Source organism: Polynucleobacter necessarius (assembly GCF_900095195.1).
Classification (GTDB): Bacteria; Pseudomonadota; Gammaproteobacteria; order Burkholderiales; family Burkholderiaceae; genus Polynucleobacter; species Polynucleobacter necessarius_G.
The window spans coordinates 1,228,350-1,249,670 of record NZ_LT606950.1; the positions used below are offsets into that span (position 1 = coordinate 1,228,350).

Consider the following 21,321-nt stretch of genomic DNA (forward strand, 5'->3'; position numbering starts at 1 on the left):
AAATGCAAAAAAGGCAGAAAACTGCCTTTTTTAGTCTTTTTTAGAACTTTTCAGCTAATTTGATCTATTTTGGGGCGCTGACGGTGACAAGGGCGGGTCTGAGTACGCGATCCGCAACGGTATACCCCCGCTGCAAGACAGACACTACCGTATTTGGCTCCCGCTCAGACGACACGGACGCAATTGCCTGGTGGTGATGGGGATCAAACTTATCGCCCACGGCAGGATTAATTTCAGTCATACGGCCTTTTTCAAAAGCAGACAACAATTGCTTCAAGGTAATCTCTAAGCCCTCTTTGAAAGCCTTGGCATCACCCGCATCCGTATTCAACGCAGCATAAAGACTATCCGTTACAGGGACGAGATGCTCGGCAAAACTTTCAATAGCAAATTTATGCGCTTTAGCAATATCTTCAACAGCGCGACGACGAATATTTTCGCCCTCTGCCTTGGCGCGCAAAAAGTTATCCTGCAAGTCAGACGCCTTCTGATTCAGTTCGGCAATTTCCTGTTCAGGAGTCTTGGTAGTTGGAGTTTCTGTTGCCGCATCCGCTGCTGGTTCAACTGCTGAACTCTCCTGCTCAGGAGATGAATGTTGATTTTCTTGTGTCATAGACAGTGATTCACTTTTCAATAATTAAGGCAATTGCTTTGTTAAGTGGGGTCAGTTTAGTCAATTTCAAGACTGACTCTTTGCGAATTCGGCTCGCTCATTGGGTTTTGCAAGCTCTTCTGGCGATTCCGTACCTAGAGACCAACCCAACAAATGCTGATGAGCAATATCACTTAAAGCCTCACTCCATTTGTGGTTGCTATTCAGACAAGGGATGTAGCGATAGTCCTTACCGCCTTTTTCTAAAAAGGATTTTCTTGCTTCCATGGCAATTTCTTCCAAGGTCTCCAAGCAATCTGCTGGAAAGCCTGGGCAAAAAATATCGATCCGCTGACAACCGTCTTTTGCTAATTTTTCGATGGTTGGGGCGGTATAAGGCTTTAACCACTCCGCCTTACCAAAGCGAGATTGAAAGGTCACTATGTATTGACCTGGCTCCAAACTCAGCGCCTCGCCCAGCAAGCGACCTGTCTTTAAACACTCGCAGTGGTATGGGTCACCCTTTAGCAAATTGCGTTTTGGCAAACCATGAAAGGACATCACAAAACGATCGCCCCTCGCAAAATCTGGATAGCCATCTTTTTCCCAATTGCTCAATACTTGATCGCGTAAGGCTGTGATGTACGCTGGATTGTCGTGGTAATGTTTTACCAAACGCAACTCAGGTTGATCACGCCAATTACTTAATACCCGAAATGCCTCATCAAAGCTAGAGGCAGTCGTTGTTGCCGAATATTGTGGGTATAAGGGCAGCAACAGTAGACGCTCCATACCCTGCGCTTTTAAGCCCTCCAATACTTCTTGAGTTGAAGGCTTGCCGTAACGCATTGCCAAATCGACCAAAACAACATGCCCCTCATTGGTAAATTTTTCACCCAACTCTTTTGCTTGCAAACGCGAGTAATGCATCAAAGGTGAACCGAGTTGCGGCAACCAAATGGAGGCGTATTTTTTAGCGGATGCACTACTGCGAATCGGCAAAATAATGCCATTCAGAATAAACCACCAAACAAAGCGCGGAATTTCTACAACCCGAGGGTCAGACAAAAATTCTTTTAGATACGACCGAACTGCTTTTGCAGTAGGCGCAGAAGGTGTGCCTAAATTTAATAACAACACAGCTGTTTTAGGAGCGCGTAGATGTGGATTTTGATTCAATGTCTTGCCTCTAATAAATAAATTTATGAACTTAACGCGCCTGATAACAACTTCGAGGTAATGTCGTCAATCGGAATGACACGATCATAGGCCATACGTGTTGGGCCAATACACCTAAGGCCCGACGACTTGGCCATCAACGCTATAGGGGGCGCTGATAACAGCCAAATCCTCATAAGGCAGAAGATCACTCTTTCCACCAATAAAAATTTGAATACCATCTGCATGACTAGATACATCGAGTAATTGCATCAACACAGACTTTTGCTCTAAAAGGTCAAACATCTTACGAAGTTTGTCGAGATTTGAACTAAGATCGCCAACATTCAATGGGCGACGCTCACCTGATAGAACCATATCGCCACCACTCAAATCGTAGTTTGCAACGCCACTTTGCAAAGCGAGAGCCATGAGCCCAGAAATATTGGCTCGCAAACTATCCAAATCTGACTTGAGATGCATGCGCACCTGCTCAAAACTTTTTCCAGCAAACTGCGTATTGATGTAATTACCAGCCTCGATGAGTTGACTTGGTGTGTAGTCTTGATCGGTAGGCAAAATGCGGTTTTGCACATCGCCCTCTGGCGTCACCATGATGAGCAAAATCTTGCCCTCGCCAAGACGAAGAAACTCAATATGTTTAAAAACCTGGGCTCGTTTGGACGTCATCACGACGCCAGCAAAATGCGTAAGATTGGACAAAATTTGTGCAGCGGAATTTAAAACCCGTTGCGGGGAATCCGGCAATAAGCCCTTTTCCACCTCCCGAGCAGCAATTTCCTCCAGCGGACGTACTGTCACCATGGTGTCCACAAAGAGACGATAGGGTAGGAATTCGGCCTGCAGAGGTATGGGGGCTAGTCACCAAACCCATCTCCTCTAGGTCAGTCATCACATTTCGGATGGTGGCTGCAGACAGATCTAAACCCGAAAAGCGCGATAAAGTACGCGAGCCAATGGGCTGCCACTCCTCGATATAGCGCTCGATGATAGCGCTCGATGTGGGTTTTGAGTAAGGCGCGGGAACGTTCATCCATGGTGGAAGGGATTTTATGCCTATGGTTTAATCGTTATATGTTAAGCTTATCCCCAAATTCTTCCAAGAAGCCCTTTAAGCGGGTTGCGCTTGTCGGTAAATTTCATGCCGATGGGATCGAAGAGCATTTAAAAGACCTAGCCAAGCTAGTGGCTGGCCTAGGATGTGAGATCTTCATTGAATCTGAAACAGCTACCCACCTGGGATTAAGTGGCTACCCAATAAAAACCCCTCAAGATTTTGCTGGGGCAATTGATTTAGTCGTCGTGTTGGGCGGAGACGGCACTATGCTCGGGATCGCGCGCCAATTAGCAGGCAGCAATGTTCCCCTAGTCGGAATCAATATGGGTCGTCTCGGGTACATGACCGATATTCCCTTTCAGTCGGTAAAAGATACATTACCCAAAATTATTGCTGGCGAATATGAAGCAGACACCAGGACGTTGCTTGAAGGTGTTGTGCTACGCGACAAGCAAGAAATTAATCGTGCACTAGCCCTAAATGATGTGGTGGTTAATCGCTCTGGCATTTCTGGAATGGTGGAATTAGCTGTTCATGTGAATGGCTCCTTTATGTATATCCAACGATCAGATGGCCTGATCATCTCAACGCCAACCGGCTCTACCGCTTATGCATTGTCTGCCGGCGGACCAATTCTGCATCCGCATGTAGCGGGAATCTTGCTTGCGCCAATTGCCCCGCACTCTTTATCCAATCGTCCGATTGTCCTGCCTCAAGACAGCCTTACCGAGATTGAAATGGTCAATGGGCTTGATGTGATTGTTAATTTTGATATGCAATCCCAAACCAATTTGCAAAGCGGTGACCGAATTCAAGTGCGCCAATCTGATAAAACGATTGCTCTCTTGCATCCAAGCAACCACAGTGACTACAAAACTTTGCGTGAGAAATTACACTGGAACGAATACCCATCGACATTTTGATGTCGAGTTTCTTGCTACGCTAATACATGCTTCAAACCCTTTCCCTTCGTGACTTTGTCATTGTCGATCAACTTGAGCTCGACTTTGCTGGTGGCTTTACGGTACTGACTGGGGAGACTGGAGCTGGTAAATCGATCCTGCTGGATGCTTTAAGTCTCGTTCTTGGGAAGCGCGCAGACAGCAGTCAAATTCGCGAGGGCAGTAATCGCGCTGAAATTTCTGCTCTTTTTCAGATTGAATCCAATTTAATCCCTTTATTTAATCAATGGCTCGAAGAACAAGGCTTTCAAGCGGAAGAGGATGGCCAAAGTCTCTTACTCAAAAGAACTATTGACAGTAACGGACGCAGTAGGGCATTTATCAATGGGGGCCTTGCCACACTAACTCAACTTCGTGAAGCGGGCGATCAGTTAGTAGATATCCATGGTCAGCATGCCCACCAGCTTTTGTTGAAAAGCGGCGCACAACGAGAACTCTTAGGTCGTCATGCAAGCTTACTACCGTTGGCAGGTGAAGTAGCCCAAGCTTTTAAGGCATTTAGTGATTCGCGACGTCGCTTAGAACAAGCAGAAAATGCTGGTCAGGATATCGAGTGCGAGCGCGAACGTTTAGAGTGGCAAGTTGAGGAGCTTACTGAGCTTGCTCCGCAAGAGGATGAATGGGCAACCATACAAAATGAACATGCCAGATTAGCAAATGGCGCCAAACTGATTGGCGGGTGTCAGGAAGCCATTGACGTTTTGAGTGATGCTGACAACTCGCTGGAGTCCTCGCTGACTAAAGTCAGCAACAATATCAGCGCCCTTACCCAACATGATCCTGCACTTAGCAGCATTAGTGAGGCGCTCGAAAGCGCACAGATTCAACTAGATGAGGCAGTTCATGGTCTTAACCGCTATTTACAGAAGCTGGATTTAGACCCCGCTCGACTGGAGCAGGTAGAAGAGCGTATGCAGGCCTTGCATGGTGCCGCTAGAAAATATCGTACTGAAGCAGATGCTCTTCCGAAGTTGCTAATCGAAACCAATGAGCGACTTGAGGCACTAACGGCATCCCAAAATATTGATGCGCTTCGCAAACAGGTAGAGCAAGAGCAGGCGGCTTATCTTCAGCTTGCAAAGCAACTTTCCCAAAAGCGCAGCCAAGCCGCAACTGTCCTTGGACATCAAGTCACGCAGGCCATGCAAAACTTATCCATGGCAGGTGGCCGTCTTGAGATTGCACTCGCACCCTTACAAGAGGGCGGCTCTCACGGCTTAGAGCAAATTGAATTTTTAGTAGCAGGTCATGCAAGCAGCGCGCCGCGCTCACTAGCAAAAGTGGCATCTGGGGGTGAGCTTGCGCGCATTGGCTTAGCGATCAGCGTCATTACAAGCAAAGCATCCTTTACGCCAACCCTAATATTTGATGAAGTGGATGCAGGAATTGGTGGTGCTGTTGCTGAGACTGTGGGCAAACTACTGCATCAACTAGGCCAATCCCACCAAATCCTTTGTGTCACCCATCTTCCGCAAGTGGCAGCCCAAGGAAATCATCACCTCAAAGTGAGCAAGTCCCAGAACGCCGATAAGACAGTCTCCCAGGTTCAGCCCCTGGGAAGGTCAGAAAGGGTTGAAGAAATCGCCCGGATGTTGGGTGGAGCGACCATTACCGACACGACCCGCCGTCATGCTCGCGAGCTTCTAGAGCAGTAATAAAGAACTTAAACGCTGGAAGGCGCTTTAAAGATTTCTTGCCAAAAATGGAGAACACACTTTCTTGCGGCAATAAGCTCCGGCTCAACCGTCATACCAATACGCGTTTTTTCTGCCCCATCTAGACGTAAGCGGTGCTGACGCGCTCGGAGTAAACGATAGGCATCCCCCACTTCTATGGCAGCACTTTGTTGAATCAAACCAACCTCCCCTGCAATGCGCAAAAGAGCTATGTTTCCGAGGTTGCCAATCAATTGCGGACATCGATGCGAATATGCCAGGACCAAAAATTGAACAATGAACTCAATGTCCACCATGCCACCCGCGTCGTGTTTTAAATCAAAATCCCCGCTGGTATTCGGATGACCTTCATGCACCTTGCGGCGCATATTAAGAATCTCTGCGCGCAAATGCTCGATATCGCGTTTTTGGCTAAGAACCTCTGATCGGACCGCATCAAATTCACTGCCCACAGATAAACTACCCGCAGAAAATCGTGCGCGCGTTAAAGCCTGGTGCTCCCATACCCAAGCGGCATTGTCACCCTTGCGCATTTGATATTTTTTAAATGCATCAGTATTGGTAACCAAGAAGCCTGCAGAGCCATTCGGGCGTAAGCGCGTATCGATTTCAAACAAGCTGCCCGTTGATGTAAACGCTGTCAGCCAATTAATCATTCTTTTAGCCAACAAGCCATAAATTTCCTGAGCATCGAAATCATTTTCTCTGGCTTGATATAAAAATACCAAATCCAAATCTGAGGCATAGCCAAGCTCTTTACCGCCTAACTTGCCGTAAGCAATGACTGCAAATTTAGGGGCAATTTTGGGTGGTAGGTCAAATTTTTTTACAACCGCTGGCCAGACACGCTCAATGGTTGTTTCCAAAATAAAATCCGCTAGTGCGGATAAATGATCGCTCACCTTTTCGACCGATAAAGCCTGATCTACTCCAATCCCTAGATCGGTCAGCAAAGTAATAAATGTTTCCGTGTGATGCGTAACACGCAAAATGTCCATAGCTTGCTCAGAACCACCCCCATCAGCCATGACATCATCTAACCGCAGATTTACATTTGCTTTTACTTCCCGCCAATACTCTTCAGGCCTTTCAATTAGCACCTTTTCTGTATGCGAATTAAGTAAATAATCGAGCAAATGAGGATGCGCCGTCAGATATTGTGCGCCCCATTGAGACGCTTTTAACAGGGCTAAAACATTAATCAGAGCTTGAGGATATTCCGCCAATATCGAAAGATACGCACTACGTCTCGCGATAGCCTCGAGCAAATTAAAAAAACGTAATAACGTCTGATCTGAACCTGGGTTATCCCCCCGTTTTGCTGCTAATCTTTCTGCTGCACTTCGCATCAGGCTATTGAATATGGAGCGACTCTTTTCTGGAAGAAGTCTTTCTTTGGGGCTAGCAAGCCAAGCTTGCCAACGCAGCAAAGATTGCGGGAATACCGCACCATCTGGCTCCCAACTCTGATCTGGTGGACTAAGATCAAGCCTAGTTTCATCATTTAGTAAAAATGCTTTTTCAAACAAGCGTGCAACACTATTTTGATGATGTTCGAGCTCAGCTAGAAAGCTATTTTCGTCAGAAAAGCCCATCGTCGTCGCTAGACGCGAACGTGCAAGGTCGTCGTCGAACAAGTAATGCGTTTGCTGATCATCCCAGACTTGGATACGATGTTCTAGACGCCGCAAAAATACATACGCCGCCTCCAACGCAACCACATCTTCTTTGGGCAATATGCCGCGTTGCTGAACAAGGGTAAGAACTTCGAGAGTTGGACGAACCCGAAAGCGAGGATCCGTTCCGCCGCGCATTAATTGAAACATTTGCGCCAAGAACTCAATCTCACGAATGCCGCCGCGCCCCAATTTGATATCCCGCGAACGACCTTGATACGCAGCAGAACGCTTTTCTGCCTCTCGCTGAATTTGTGCGTGTAAATCACGAATTGAGGCAATAACACCATAGTCCAAATGTCTACGATAAACAAAGGGACGAATGAGCTGATCGAGCGCTTTCTCACAATGTTCATAATCTGCAGACCCTGGTGACGAGGCAATCAATCTTCCCTTAATCCACGCATAACGCTCCCACTCTCTGCCTTGCACCAACAAATATTCTTCGAGCATGTCTAGGCTACAGACCAGGGGACCCGAGTCTCCATTTGGTCTTAAACGCATATCTACACGAAATACAAAACCGTTTTCATCATGCTCAGATAAAAGCTTAATAAGGCGCTTACCCATGCGGGTAAACCACTCATGATTCGAAAGGCTCTTGGGACCGCCTTGCGTATCCCCCTCGTGCTCATACAAAAAAATCAGATCGATATCAGACGATAAATTAAGCTCATAACCACCAAGCTTGCCCATACCCACAACCATCAGCGGCATTTCAGAATTCGTGGTCTGACTCCAAGGGAGCCCAAAGCGCTCCTGCAAATCCTTGCGAATAAATGCGATGCAATCATTGACGGCAAACTGAGCAAAGTGGCTAAGGCCTTGAGTGACCTCATTTAGGCTCGCCAGGCCATTGAGATCCCGGAAGGCCAACCACAGCATTAAACGCTGACGCGTAAGACGTAACCGCGCCATAAACTCCGCTTCATCGGCGCCACTTAGACCATCTAACGCAACTGTTTTTAAAAGTCGCTCGATTCCATTTGCGTCAATTTTTTCGCATCCATACGTCCTCAACCACTCACGCCATTGCGGCTGAGCTTGAAGCCAACGTCTGGCATATTCAGAGTGCTGCTCTAAAAAAGCAATTTGCCTTGACAAATCATCCATCCCCCCCATCTTAATACCGACTAAATCCTTGGATCCAGATGCTTGGCGCCTGCATTGAGGCTGACGGATAATAGAGGCCATGCTGCAAAAAATCATCCCGCCTCGCCTAAAAAGCGTTTTTTCCAAACGCCCTACAGGGTTTGGCACTGACTGGTACAAGCGTATTCTGATACTAGTTAGCATCACAGCTATTCTCTTGCTGCTCATTGGGCACCTCAGCGTCCGGTTTATTGTTTGGCCGCAAATTGAAAAATCAAAGGCTTCTGTTGAAAAACTCATTGGTGCTCGGGTTGGCGTCCACGTATCCATCGACGATCTCAAAGTTTCATGGACGGGCATCAGACCCTCCTTTGAAATGGATGGCCTACGATTCAACAGTCCAGACAAAAGCAAATCATTACTGTCAATCTCCAAAATTTATGGCGAGCTCAGTTGGAAATCCTCTTATTACCTTGCGCCTTATTTTCATGAGATTCATTTTGAAAATGCTGAAATCTATGCGCAACGAAATTCAAAGGGTGATATTGCCATCGCCGGCATTTCGACTGACAGCGATAGCAATAGTTACTCCGCTGAAAACTGGCTTTTCTCACAGGATGCTATTGATGTTAGCAATGTCAACATCATTTGGGATGACCAGTTCAATAAGAAAACGCCTCAAAATATTGGCGTACAACGTTTAACCTTAAAAGATGGTATTCGTAGACACCAAGGATCAATTACTGTAAGCACCCCCTGGAATAAGGGGCTAGCGGAAGTCAATGTTAACTTTGTACATCACCTGGGAGGTCAAGCAGGCAATTGGCATGACTGGATTGGTAACCTCTCTTGGGAAATCAATGATCTCGATTTAAATCAAATTGCTAAGGACTTCAAAGTTAATCTCAGTAGCCTAGAGGGCAAGTTAAGCTCCAACGGCACCATAAAAATTGATAATGCCAAACCGGATGGCGGTGAGTTTTTTATCGCAGTCGATGATCTCGTCGTGCAATTATCGAAAAACGAAGATGCGATTGCTCTTGGAAGACTAGAAGCCAATCTCTTACAAGAGACAAACGATGGCTTGATTGCGGTCTCTACGAAATCTTTTGCGTGGCGTGAGATGGGTAGCCCTAAATCAGCACCACTCGATAGGCTCAGTCCGGTGACCTTCCGTTGGCGCCCACCAGGTGAGGATGGTGAAATTAAAGAATTTGGCTTTTCCTCACCCAAAATTTCTGTTGAGGACGTAGCACTATTTGCTCTAAATTTGCCACTTTCCAAAAAGGTTCATCAGTGGATCAAGGCATCGGCAGCAGAAGGCGAACTCGAAGACCTGGACATCCACTGGTCCGAAAGCAAATCGCCATTATCTGCGCTCAATATCCCCGGGGGTTGGTTTAAGTCTAACAAATTGGATTTCAGCGTTAGCGCAAAACTCAACAACCTTAGCTTCAAGGGTATTAATAAATCAATGCCATCGGTTACCAATCTTTCTGGCTTTGTTACTTCTACCCAAAAAGAAGGAAGTTTCTCCTTAAATTCCAAAGATCTTGGGCTCGAGGTTTACGAGTTATTAGAGGATCCAAATATTCAGCTTGACCGTGCTAATGGTCAAATTACTTGGTCCAAACAACGTGGTCACTGGAACATTAATACTAAAAAGTTGGCGCTGAGCAATCCACAAATTTCAACCACACTGAGTCTGAATTACATTTCAGGAAACCCAAAAGAAGCAGACTTTATGGCCCTAGATATGGAATTTGATAAGGCCAACCTAAAAACAGCGTATCGCTATTTACCAGTAGGAATGGGGAAAGATGTCCGGCTCTATTTAAGCAAGGCATTTGATACGGGAGTGATTCGCGATGGGCGTCTTCACATTAAGGGTAACCCCAACCAGGTACCGTTTTCCAATAAACAACAGGGTGAATTCAGTTTGACACTTCCCATCATTGGAGCAACATTTAGTCCCGTTCCAAACTTGTCGGTCAATCAAGGAACATGGTCAACCTTCAGTAATGTCAATGGCAATATTGAGATGACTAATGCAAACTTTGCTGTAGATATCAGCAAGGCAAACTATAAACAAATTGCTCTGGCCGACTTTCATGCTGCAATTGAAGATGTCAGCGCAAGACAGCTAATGCTGTCAGTCACTGGTAAAGCAAACGGTGAGGTGGCGCAAATGCTGGACTATTTTTATGCCTCTCCTCCTGGTAAAAGACATAGCAAGATTGAACAAAGCTTAAGAGTCAGCGGTCCAGTCAATTTAAATCTTGGGTTAAAAATTCCATTATCTGGTTCGGCCGATACCAATGTGGATTTGAAACTAACCCTTCCCGGCAATCGTGCGGAATGGAGTGGCATCCCGCCTTTTGAGAACCTAAAAGGCAATATTCGCATTACCGAAACGAATCCTGAGTTTGATACTGTTTCTGCAAATTTTCTAGGGGGCACGATCAAGATTTCCAGTGCTGATCAACAAAACAGAGAAATATTCAACGTTACAGGAGAGGTGCAGACTCACTTTGTAAAAGACTACTTCGCAAATTCTACTCGCCCTGATTTAACCCCAATCCTAAATGCGATGAGCGGCGCCATTCAATACGATGGCAAGATCAGCTTCAATAAGCTGGGCAGCGACTCTAGCATTCGCTTTGATTTACGAAACTGTGGGTTAAATGCTCCTGCTCCCGTAAAAAAAATGGTAGGCACACCGTTATCTGGCGAGCTGAATATCAAAACTTTTGCGAGCGATAAAAGCAATCCCAATCGCGCTAGCTGGTCTGGAAAATTTGGTGATCTGTACTCTTTGCAAGGAGCGCTCGGCCGAGATGATGAAATTCGGCAAAGTATTGGTATTGGGGCTCAACCAAGCCTGCCTTCACAAGGCTTTAATCTAAATTTAGCGACTAATGAATTCAATTTAGATGCATGGCAAGATTTTTTAGAAGTCAAAAAATCGGCTCAGCCTCAATCCTTTGAAACGAATTCAAACAATGCTCAAATAACAGTTCAAGCCAAAAAAATGATCTTCCTCGATCGCTCATGGCAAGATGTGAATGTTGTTGCAAATCGCAAAAAAAATGTATGGGATGTACGCCTAGGCGCACCATTAATATCTGATCAGCTTCAATATCAACCTGCTAGCAAAGTAAACCCTAGCGGGCTTTTTAGCGGGCGACTTGCAAAACTTGTCTTGCCCGACCCCATTCCAAACCCTAGCACGCAAGCAAATACCCCAAAGAAATCACTTACCCCTGAATCTATACCGAGCCTCGATATCACGATTGATAATTTTGCTTGGTCAAAAGCACAATTAGGCCAAATCAAGATTAAAACGAGTACGCTGGATAACGTACTGAAAATTCAGTCTATTCAAACAAGCAATCCGCAGGGCACCAATACTATTAGTGGTCAGTGGCGAGGCAGCACAAAAAATACGCCTGATCATAGCTCTCTGAGTATCAGCATGGATATCAAAGACGCTGGGCAAATCATTGCGCACTGGACTCCACAAAAGTCCGTTGAGGGCGGCCAAGGAAAAGTAACTGCGGACATAGAATGGGATGGAGCGCCTTTTAAACCGCAATTTGAAACTCTTTCTGGAAAAGCAAGTCTTAATTTAGAAAAAGGCTGCTTACTGGAAGTGAACTCTAGTGGTGCAAAACTTTTGGATGTTCTTAGCCTCCAAAGGCTATTCCGCTTTGCGACACTCGATCTACAGGGTAGCCTCGGAAATATCGTGACCAAGGGCACCCCGTTTAGCTCGATTAGTGGCAACTTTGACATTGCTAATGGAGTCGCGCAAACCCAACAATTCAACATGAATCTTGATCAAGCGCGCGTGGCCATGAGTGGTCAAATTAATTTTCCTAAGCAGACTCAAGATTTACGAATTACTATTTTCCCAACGATTGATGCCACAGCAGGTTCACTCGCAGCTTTTGCGATTAATCCCATCGTTGGTTTAGGCGCCCTGGTTGGTCAATACCTTCTGACTAGCCAAATCAATCGTAGCCTGCAATCGGATTACCTAGTCCAAGGATCTTGGGAGAATCCAGAAGTTATCCCGCTGGATCAAAAAGGGCAACCTGTCGATTCATCAACGCTGGATTCCATTCGTAGAAAAGAGTTGCTTAAAGAGCAAACTAAGCCTAGCCTGGATAACCCAGCCAACTCTAGCCGACCTTCAAATCCCGGTAATTAGATTCTTATGAGCAATTCCGCAACGCTAAAGATCGCGTCGATACAAATGGTCTCCTCTTCAGACCTACAGGAAAACTTAACTACAGCAGGTAGGCTTATTGATGCGGCAGCTAAAGATGGCGCAAGAGTTATTGCCCTTCCTGAGTACTTTTGCATAATGGGACTGAAAGACACGGATAAGGTCGATATTCGAGAGCCATTTGGTATTGGCCCCATACAAGACCAATTAGCTAATTTTGCAAAAGATAATTCCATTTACTTGATTGCAGGAACTATTCCGCTGGAAATGCAAGAGCCTGGAAAAGTACTTAATTCCATACTGGCTTTTAATCCTGATGGTCAGCAGATCGGATGCTATGACAAGATTCATTTGTTTGGCTTTCAAACCAAGACCGAACGCTATCAGGAATCGGAAACGATAGAAGCAGGAAATCATCCAAGCGTTCTCAAGATTTTCCATGACAACTGCGGATGGACTTTTGGTCTCAGCCTTTGCTATGACCTCCGGCTCCCTGAACTCTATCGTGCCATGGGTATCGTCGATTGCCACATTATTCCAGCAGCCTTTACCTACACTACCGGCAAGGCGCATTGGGAAATTCTATTGCGCGCCCGCGCCATTGAAAATCAATGCTATGTCCTGTCATCGGCCCAAGGGGGGTCCCAAAAATCAACGCCGTACTTGGGGGCAGAGCCTCCTAGTTGACCCCTGTAGCAGATTTACCTGAAGGAGAGGGTTTTATTTCAGGTGTTTTAAGCAAAGAAAAAATAAACGAGGTACGCTCTCAGTTACCAGCCCTTGCTCACCGAAAGCTCTACTGAATCACATGACTGCACCCGAAGCATTATTTCCAGCGAATTGGGCAAAAGCCAAAAAACAAGCAGACCTCATCAAAGTAGCCAAATCGATTCTCCTAGAGCCGACTGGCTTATCTGAACAAGATCTTCATCGTACTTTTGGAACTCTTTTTACTCACCATCTTGGTGATGCCGATCTTTATTTTCAACACACGCGTAGCGAGAGCTGGAGCCTTGAAGAGGGAATAGTCAAATCTGGCAGCTTCAGCATTAATCAAGGCGTTGGGGTACGAGCAATTTATAGGGATAAACAGCGTTTGCATACTCTGATGAAATCAACCTAGAAGCACTAAGCAAGGCTGCTAAAGCTACACGAGTAATCGGCCCTCAAGGCGGTAAACACGCTGTAGCAAAGAAAATATTTAGCCCGGCTTCCAACAAGCTGTACTCCGACCTTAACCCACTTGACTCCTTACAACCCAAGGAAAAGATTGCCCTCCTTGAGGGTATTGAGCGTCGTGCAAAGGCACGCGATCCGCGCATTATTCAGGTCATGGCAAGTCTAGCTGGTGAGTTTGATGTCGTATTGGTCGCCAGAGCCAATGGCTTACTCGCGGCAGATATTCGTCCGCTAGTACGAGTTTCTGTTCACGTCATCGCCGAACAAAATGGGCGCCGTGAATCGGGCTCATCGGGTAGTGGCGCACGCCATGACTATCTTTACTTCGATGTAGATCTGATTAATCGCTATGTTGATGAAGCCGTGGATGGGTGCACTCATTAATTTAGAGTCGCGCCCTGCGCCCGCTGGTCCGATGACGGTGGTAATGGGGTCCGGCTGGCCAGGCGTTCTTTTGCACGAAGCAGTTGGCCACGGACTTGAAGGCGACTTTAATAGCAAAGGATCTTCTGCATTTGCAGGTCGCATTGGCGAACGCGTTGCTGCCAAAGGAGTCACAGTAGTCGATGATGGCACCTTATCTGGACGCAGAGGCTCCCTCAATATTGATGATGAAGGCACTCCAACGCAATGCACCACGTTGATTGAGGACGGGATCTTAAAAGGCTACATTCAGGATAGCTTGAATGCCAGATTCATGAAAATGCCACTTACTGGGAACGGTCGTCGTGAAAGCTTTGCCTCTCTACCAATGCTACGCATGACCAACACATACATGCTTGCCGGCAAAGACGACCCCCAAGAAATAGTAGCAAGTATTAAGCGGGGTTTATATGCAGTCAACTTTGGTGGCGGTCAGGTCGATATCACCAGCGGTAAATTTGTCTTCTCTGCATCAGAGGCATATTGGGTAGAAAACGAAAAAATCCAATACCCCGTCAAAGGCGCCACTATTATCGGCAGTGGTCCAGAGTCCTTAAAGCAGGTATCGATGATCGGTAACGACCTGAAATTGGATGGCGGCGTTGGTGTTTGCGGTAAGGAAGGTCAAAGTGTGCCAGTCGGGGTTGGGCAGCCAAACACTGAAGATTGATAGCCTTACCGTGGGCGCCGCCTAATATTGGCAAATTACGGCTTAAAATAGCCGTATGAGCCAACAAAATACAAATCCCGCAAATTGGTACTCTGCTGTTGATAAAACATCGGATACCGACGATCAACGCATTGACAATATTTCAGTTCTGCCACCGCCAGAACACTTGATCCGTTTTTTTCCTATTTCTGGAACACCAACAGAAGCCCTCATCAGCAAAACTCGCAAAAAGACTCGCGACATCATTCATGGCAAAGATGATCGTCTGCTCGTCATCATTGGGCCATGCTCAATTCATGATTCAAGAGCTGCACTAAAGTATTGCCAACGGCTTTTGGGTGAGCGTGAGCGTTTTTCCGGTGAATTAGAAATCGTGATGCGCGTTTATTTTGAAAAACCACGCACTACCGTTGGCTGGAAGGGTTTAATTAATGACCCCTACCTTGATGAGTCTTATCGCATCGAAGAAGGTTTGCGACTTGCTCGCCAAGTCTTAATGGAGATCAATCGCCTTGGTATGCCTGCAGGCAGTGAATTCTTAGATGTTATTTCTCCGCAATACATTGCCGATCTCATCTCATGGGGCGCGATTGGTGCTCGCACGACAGAAAGTCAAGTTCATCGTGAATTAGCTTCTGGTCTCTCTGCACCGATCGGATTTAAAAATGGTACCGATGGCAATATTAAGATTGCAACTGACGCCATTTTGGCAGCGGGTCGCCCACACCACTTTTTATCCGTTCATAAAAACGGTCAGGTATCGGTTGTAGAAACCAAAGGCAATAAAGACTGCCACGTTATTTTGCGTGGCGGTAAAGAGCCGAACTATGAAGCAAAATTTGTTCAGGCAGCCTGCTCCAAGCTCGAGGCTGGCAAGCTTCATGGCAGTTTGATGGTTGATTTATCTCACGCCAATTCCAGCAAAAAACATGAGCGTCAAATCGTAGTTGCAGATGATGTTGCTCAACAAATTGAGTCTGGATCAAATCAGATTTTTGGCGTCATGATTGAAAGCCATCTCAATGATGGTGCTCAGAAATTTACGCCAGGCAAAGATGACCCCAGAAAACTGGAGTATGGAAAAAGTATCACCGATGCCTGTATCAATTGGGACGATTCAGTGCAAGTACTCGAGCGTCTTGCGGCCGCAGTTAAAAAACGCAGAAGTAAGAAAAAGTAAGGTAGGGCTCAGCAAAAAAGAGACTAATTTATTTAGTCTCTTTTTTTCGTGCTTCCAAAGGACATCCGTTCCGCCGGCAGCACGATTCAAGATTCGTGCGATCACAAAAAGAAGGTTAGACAAGCGATTTACGTATTGCCTGGGGGAATCATACAAGGGCTCCTCCCAACCTAAACGCACAATTGAGCGCTCTGCCCTTCGACAAACCGTTCTACAAAATATGCTTGAGCAGCAGCACGCGTACCGCCCGGCAGAATAAATTCTGTTAATGGCGGGAGTTGTTGGTTGTGCTTTTCAAGCCAGACATCCAACTGCGCAACGTGTTTTGGATTGAGCAATTTGTAATTTGGAATACAGAGTTCGCCACCTAAATCAAATAAATCGTGCTGAATCTGTAAAAAGAGAACTTTGAGCTCCTCGGCAATCGATTCTGGGATGGCTTCGGTCATCAAAACACCGATTTCTGAATTGAGCTCATCAATATCGCCCATTGCACAAATACGCAAATGATCCTTTTCAACGCGACTTCCGTCTCCAAGGCTAGTCATGCCAGCATCACCTGTTCTGGTGGTGATTTTTGATAGTCGATTACCCATGAGCTTAATTATAGGTAAATGGCTAAAATGAATGTCATGAATATGGTGACCACACCCCCCGATATTGCAGCAATTGGCGCCCTTCAGTCCAAACTGGTATCGGCTTTGCGCCCGATCCTTCCAGGGCATGCCTTACTCTGGGAGCCGGAGGACACGATTCCGTATGAATGTGATGGTCTTGCGGCATATCGTCGGATGCCTCTAGCGGTTGCCCTTCCAGAGACAGAAGAACAAGTCGCCAAGATTTTGAGAGTTTGTTTTGAGATGCAAATACCGGTTGTCCCACGCGGATCCAGAACGGGCTTATCGGGTGGTGCCATGCCAATTTCTCAAGGTCTAGTGCTATCACTCGCCAAACTCAAAAAAATTATCAGTATTGTTCCCTTTACGAGAACAGCCGTTGTGCAACCAGGTGTTCGCAATCTAGCTATTTCTGAAGCAGTCGCTCACCTCGGTTTGTATTACGCCCCAGATCCTTCTTCTCAAATTGCGTGCTCGATTGGCGGAAATGTTAATGAAAACTCTGGTGGCGTGCACTGTTTAAAGTATGGCTTGACCTTGCATAACGTTTTGCGAGTACGTGGCGTACTTATGAACGGCGATGTTGTCGAATTTGGCAGTCTAGCGCCAGACTCACCAGGCTTAGATTTAATGGCCATCATGATGGGCAGTGAAGGCATGTTGGCAGTGGTTACTGAAGTTACTGTGAAATTAGTTGCCAAGCCAAAACTAGCCCGCGTCATTATGGCCAACTTTGACGATATTGAAAAAGGTGGAAATGCTGTTGCCGCCATCATTGCCGCAGGCATTATTCCTGCGGGCCTGGAGATGATGGATAAAGCCGCCACTCGCGCCGTTGAAGAATTCGTACACGCTGGGTATGACCTTGATGCTGCAGCCATGTTGCCTGGTTGTGAATCGGACGGCACACCAGAAGAGGTTGCCGAAGAAATAGAACGCATGACCAAGGTGCTCGAACAATCTGGCGCAAGCGGTATTCAGATTTCTAAAGATGAGACTGAGCGCTTAAAATTTTGGAGCGGCCGCAAAAACGCTTTCCCTGCTGCAGGTCGCTTAGCGCCAGATTACTACTGCATGGATGGAACGATTCCCCGCCGACACATTGCAACTCTGTTAAAGCGTATTCAAGGTATGGAAGAAAAATACGGTTTGGGATGTTTGAATGTATTTCATGCAGGGGATGGCAATATGCATCCGCTCATTTTATTTAATGGCGCCGATCAGGAAGAATGGCATCGCGCGGAAGAATTCGGCACTGAAATTTTGGAAGCCTGTGTTGAACTCGGCGGCGCCATCACTGGCGAACATGGCGTTGGAATCGAAAAAATCAACTCCATATGCGTGCAATTTGGAGGGGGTGAACGGGAATCCTTTTGGGGTGTCAAAGCCGAATTTGATCCGGAGAAATTGCTTAACCCTGACAAGGCCACCCCAACCTTAAACCGTTGCGCAGAATATGGGCGCATGCGGATCAGTGGCGGGAAGTTACCCCATCCTGAATTGGAGCGTTTTTAATGGCCGCAACCAGTTCAACTATTGAAGGATTTCGTGAGCAGATTCTTAATGCCGCTAAGAATAAAGTGCCCCTTTCTATTGAGGGTGGTGGCACTAAATCTTGGTATGGAAATCCCAACTCCTTCACAAAACTAGATACCCGCGCATACCTTGGTATTTTGGAATACCAACCTGAAGAGTTGGTGATCACCGCTTGTGCGGGCACTCCGCTAAAAGAGATCGAAACGGCTCTTGCAGAAAAAAATCAGGTGTTAGCTTTTGAACCGCCTCACTTTGGTGAGCATGCTACGTTTGGCGGCGCCATTGCCTCAGGATTGGCGGGTCCTGGTCGAATTAGTGTTGGCAATTTTCGAGACTTTGTTTTAGGCACTCGTATTCTGGATGGCAAGGGACAGGACCTTTCCTTTGGCGGCAAAGTAATGAAGAACGTTGCCGGCTATGATGTATCGCGTTTGATACCAGGATCGATGGGAACCTTATCCCTTCTCCTAGAAGCATCCGTCAAGGTATTGCCCAAGCCTGCCGCGACTTCAACACTACGTTGTCAAATTTCTCAGGCAAAAGCTTTGGAAATTCTGAACACTTGGGCTGGTCAACCTCTGCCACTATCCGCAAGCTGCTGGATTGGGGATGACCACAAAGATGGTGAGCTCACCTTTCGTCTTTCTGGCGCAGCAGCTGCAGTAAAGGCTGCGATTCCATTGATGAGCTCGCTGGTTAATGCACACGAAATTTCCCTTGAAGGAAGGCTTAACAAATCCAGCATCATTCAATTCAGCGATGGCATTGGGACGTTTTGTGCGCCCTCTGCTGCCAAGCAGCATTCAGCGCAAGATTCCGGTCACAGAGTAAAGCGTTATCGCAATCAACCGATCCATACGCTCGACCTCAAGCGCAACATACTCGCAAGATGCTGATTTTGGAAGGATGCGTTCAACCTGGCATGCTGCCAAATATCAATTCCGTTACTGCGCGTGTGTTGGATGCTCTTAAGATTCAACTCATCAGCGCTCCCAACGCCACCTGTTGCGGTGCATTGCGTTATCACCTCAATGACCAAGATGGGGGTTTAAGCAATGCCAAACAAAATATTGATGCTTGGTGGCCACTAGTTGAACAAGGGGTTGGAGTTATTGTGATGACAGCTTCTAGCTGCGGGGTCATGGTGAAGGACTACGGTCACTTATTAGCAAATGACCCAATTTATGCCCATAAAGCAAAAAAAATTTCTGAATTAACCAAAGATATTGCAGAAATTTTGCCAACGTTGCAAAGCAAACTAGTAGATCTCATTGGTGCAGATCAGAAACCTGGAGTGGTTTGCCACCCGCCTTGCACCCTGCAGCATAGCCAACAAATTCTGGGCAAAGTTGAAGGTCTCTTGATAAGCTTAGGCATTAGCGTACGACTCTGTAACGATAACCATCTTTGCTGTGGCTCAGCTGGCACATACTCCGTTACTCAACCTGAGCTCTCCGAGCGCAGCTTCGTATGAACAAGCTGACCAACTTAAATACAGCCTGCAAAGAATCTGGAGCAGAAGTTATTGTTTCGGGAAATATTGGGTGCATTACCCATCTGCAACAAGACGAGAATCCAGTATTGCACTGGATTGAAATCGTCGATCAACTCATTCAAAAGCCCAACAATACTTAATGAACTCAATTGTCGTCAATCTCATTCAGGTCAGAAATCGCATAGAGCTGGCAGCCCTGGCAGCAAAACGTGAGCCCGAAGAAATTGAACTGCTTGCCGTCAGTAAAACGTTTCCAGCATCCGCTGTAGAGGAGGCAATGCACGCCGGACAGTCGGCTTTTGGTGAAAACTATGTACAGGAAGGCGTCGAGAAGATTATCCAACTCGAAAAACTGCGGCCCTGGTTAGTTTGGCATTTTATTGGGCCACTACAAAGCAATAAGACCCGAGAGGTTGCCGAGCATTTTGACTGGATGCACAGCATTGATCGTCTCAAGATTGCCGAACGTCTCTCAGCACAACGCGCAGAATTTCCAGAGTTAGCGGAGTTACAACTGTGCGTTCAGGTCAATGTCAGCGAAGAAGAAAGCAAAAGCGGTGTGCCACTCAGTGAAGCGCAAGAACTTTGCGATGCCATTAGTAAACTACCCAATGTGGTTTTACGAGGATTAATGGCTATTCCAGCCCCAAGCCCTAATCCCCAAGTTCAACGGGATGCTTTTGCGGCGGTTCGGGACTGTTTTCAGAAGATCCAGTCTAACCGTGCCATGAACCCTGGCTACCTATTTTTTGATACCCTTTCCATGGGTATGTCAGATGATCTAGAGGCTGCGATCACAGAAGGCAGCACAATGGTTAGAGTAGGAACTGCCATTTTTGGGAAGCGCGACAAGATTACCAAATGAGCTCACAACAAAATATGCAGAACAAAAGCAATGCCCACATTACTTTTGTAGGTGGGGGGAATATGGGGCGCGCCTTAATCAGTGGCCTTTTAAATAATGGCTTTGAGCCAAACCAAATTTCGGTAGTGGAAGCGAATGCCACAACTGCTTTAAAGCTTTATAAGGATTTTGGCGTTCAAGGAATTGGCGCACTTGAGCAAATTGCTTTTGATTTCTCAAAAAATAATGTTGTCGTAATGGCAATTAAGCCGCAGGACTTTAATGTTGTTGCCAAAGGATTAGCCTCCAAACTTAAACATGCAACCGCACCTGGGCCACTCATCCTGAGTATTGCTGCAAGCATTCGACTCAAGGACATGAGCCGCTGGCTTGATCACACCCGCTGCGTGCGCGCAATGCCAAATACTCCCGCACTTATTGGAAAAGGGATTACTGGCCTATTTGCCGATGCCGCAGTGGATACATCGGATCGCACTCTTGCTGAAACGATTTGCAATGCCGTCGGTCAAACCGTTTGGGTATCTGATGAAAAATTAATGGATGCTGTTACTGCTGTATCTGGTAGCGGCCCAGCGTATGTGTTTGCCTTTATCAAAGCAATGCAATCCGCTGGTGAAAAGCTTGGTCTTGATGCAAAAACTGCTCGCAAACTTGCCTACGCAACACTCGAAGGAGCCACGCAACTCGCCCATAACTCCGATGAGCATGCCGGCGTCCTGTGTGAACGCGTTACCTCCAAAGGAGGCACAACGGCTGCTGCACTGGACATGATGCAGCAACATGGCTGGCATGAAATTCTGGAAAAGGCGATTGACGCCGCCAGTCAACGGGGTAAAACCATGGGTGACGAGTTGGGCAAAAACTAATATGGTTTTGGCGCCAATCGGAAAA

At 46.6% G+C, this 21,321-nt stretch carries 13 protein-coding genes and 4 pseudogenes; 12 read left to right on the forward strand and 5 right to left on the reverse strand.

Going from position 1 to position 21,321, the window contains the following annotated elements; all coding sequences use genetic code 11:
- Positions 1 to 64: 64 nt before the first annotated feature.
- From grpE to hrcA, 3 genes and pseudogenes are all read right to left on the reverse strand, one after another.
- Positions 65 to 613, reverse strand: a complete 549-nt coding sequence (gene grpE, locus BQ1619_RS06890) for a nucleotide exchange factor GrpE (protein WP_114663035.1) — start codon at positions 611 to 613, stop codon at positions 65 to 67.
- A gap of 66 nt (positions 614 to 679) precedes the next feature.
- Positions 680 to 1,771 (reverse strand): ferrochelatase, encoded by a 1,092-nt coding sequence (gene hemH / locus BQ1619_RS06895; protein WP_114663037.1) that lies wholly within the window; start codon positions 1,769 to 1,771, stop codon positions 680 to 682.
- Between the two features lie 23 nt (positions 1,772 to 1,794).
- Positions 1,795 to 2,808, reverse strand: a pseudogene (gene hrcA / locus BQ1619_RS06900) (heat-inducible transcriptional repressor HrcA).
- 37 nt (positions 2,809 to 2,845) lie between these two features.
- Between hrcA and BQ1619_RS06905 the strand changes: the two are divergent.
- Together BQ1619_RS06905 and recN are read left to right on the forward strand one after the other, a co-directional pair.
- Complete coding sequence (locus tag BQ1619_RS06905) at positions 2,846 to 3,751, forward strand: NAD kinase (RefSeq protein WP_114663039.1); 906 nt, start codon at positions 2,846 to 2,848, stop codon at positions 3,749 to 3,751.
- Positions 3,752 to 3,777: 26 nt separating this feature from the next.
- Positions 3,778 to 5,445, forward strand: coding sequence for a DNA repair protein RecN (gene recN, locus BQ1619_RS06910; protein ID WP_114663041.1), 1,668 nt, complete (start codon positions 3,778 to 3,780; stop codon positions 5,443 to 5,445).
- Between the two features lie 8 nt (positions 5,446 to 5,453).
- Here the strand turns inward: recN and glnE are convergent, their stop codons facing one another.
- Complete coding sequence (glnE, locus tag BQ1619_RS06915; protein ID WP_231968580.1) at positions 5,454 to 8,336, reverse strand: bifunctional [glutamate--ammonia ligase]-adenylyl-L-tyrosine phosphorylase/[glutamate--ammonia-ligase] adenylyltransferase; 2,883 nt, start codon at positions 8,334 to 8,336, stop codon at positions 5,454 to 5,456.
- Between glnE and BQ1619_RS06920 the strand changes: the two genes are divergently transcribed.
- The 4 genes and pseudogenes from BQ1619_RS06920 (at position 8,335) to BQ1619_RS06935 (ending at position 15,917) form a co-directional block, all read left to right on the forward strand.
- Positions 8,335 to 12,447 (forward strand): YhdP family protein, encoded by a 4,113-nt coding sequence (locus BQ1619_RS06920; RefSeq protein ID WP_114663043.1) that lies wholly within the window; start codon positions 8,335 to 8,337, stop codon positions 12,445 to 12,447. The two genes, glnE and BQ1619_RS06920, sit on opposite strands and share 2 nt — an antisense overlap.
- Before the next feature lie 6 nt (positions 12,448 to 12,453).
- Positions 12,454 to 13,268, forward strand: a pseudogene (locus BQ1619_RS06925) (carbon-nitrogen hydrolase family protein).
- A 5-nt stretch (positions 13,269 to 13,273) separates the two neighbouring features.
- A pseudogene (gene tldD, locus BQ1619_RS06930) lies at positions 13,274 to 14,762 on the forward strand (metalloprotease TldD).
- A gap of 30 nt (positions 14,763 to 14,792) precedes the next feature.
- Positions 14,793 to 15,917: a 3-deoxy-7-phosphoheptulonate synthase gene (locus tag BQ1619_RS06935; RefSeq protein WP_114663045.1), complete on the forward strand. Its 1,125-nt coding sequence runs from the start codon at positions 14,793 to 14,795 to the stop codon at positions 15,915 to 15,917.
- 36 nt (positions 15,918 to 15,953) lie between these two features.
- On the opposite strand, the pseudogene BQ1619_RS06940 reads toward BQ1619_RS06935, so the two are convergent.
- A pseudogene (locus BQ1619_RS06940) lies at positions 15,954 to 16,513 on the reverse strand (cob(I)yrinic acid a,c-diamide adenosyltransferase); the annotation flags it as partial.
- 42 nt (positions 16,514 to 16,555) lie between these two features.
- Here BQ1619_RS06940 and BQ1619_RS06945 point away from each other — a divergent pair.
- Genes BQ1619_RS06945 through proC form a run of 6 tightly spaced genes read left to right on the forward strand, consistent with a single transcriptional unit; the run spans position 16,556 to position 21,296 of the window.
- The gene (locus tag BQ1619_RS06945; RefSeq protein ID WP_114663576.1) at positions 16,556 to 18,049 is read left to right on the forward strand and encodes an FAD-linked oxidase C-terminal domain-containing protein; all 1,494 of its coding nucleotides are present in this window, start codon (positions 16,556 to 16,558) and stop codon (positions 18,047 to 18,049) included.
- On the forward strand, positions 18,049 to 18,966 hold the full coding sequence (glcE, locus tag BQ1619_RS06950) for a glycolate oxidase subunit GlcE (protein WP_231968581.1): 918 nt from the start codon (positions 18,049 to 18,051) through the stop codon (positions 18,964 to 18,966). The genes BQ1619_RS06945 and glcE overlap by 1 nt, the downstream gene beginning before the upstream one ends.
- 26 nt (positions 18,967 to 18,992) lie before the next feature.
- Positions 18,993 to 19,544 carry a heterodisulfide reductase-related iron-sulfur binding cluster gene (locus BQ1619_RS10050; protein ID WP_231968582.1) on the forward strand — a complete coding sequence of 184 codons (552 nt, stop codon included), beginning with the start codon at positions 18,993 to 18,995 and terminating at the stop codon, positions 19,542 to 19,544.
- Positions 19,541 to 19,705, forward strand: a complete 165-nt coding sequence (locus BQ1619_RS10055; RefSeq protein ID WP_231968583.1) for a hypothetical protein — start codon at positions 19,541 to 19,543, stop codon at positions 19,703 to 19,705. The genes BQ1619_RS10050 and BQ1619_RS10055 overlap by 4 nt, the downstream gene beginning before the upstream one ends.
- Positions 19,705 to 20,430, forward strand: a complete 726-nt coding sequence (locus tag BQ1619_RS06960; RefSeq protein ID WP_114663047.1) for a YggS family pyridoxal phosphate-dependent enzyme — start codon at positions 19,705 to 19,707, stop codon at positions 20,428 to 20,430. Before BQ1619_RS10055 ends, BQ1619_RS06960 begins: the two co-directional genes overlap by 1 nt.
- Positions 20,427 to 21,296 (forward strand): pyrroline-5-carboxylate reductase, encoded by an 870-nt coding sequence (gene proC / locus BQ1619_RS06965; RefSeq protein ID WP_114663049.1) that lies wholly within the window; start codon positions 20,427 to 20,429, stop codon positions 21,294 to 21,296. The genes BQ1619_RS06960 and proC overlap by 4 nt, the downstream gene beginning before the upstream one ends.
- Positions 21,297 to 21,321 lie beyond the last annotated feature (25 nt).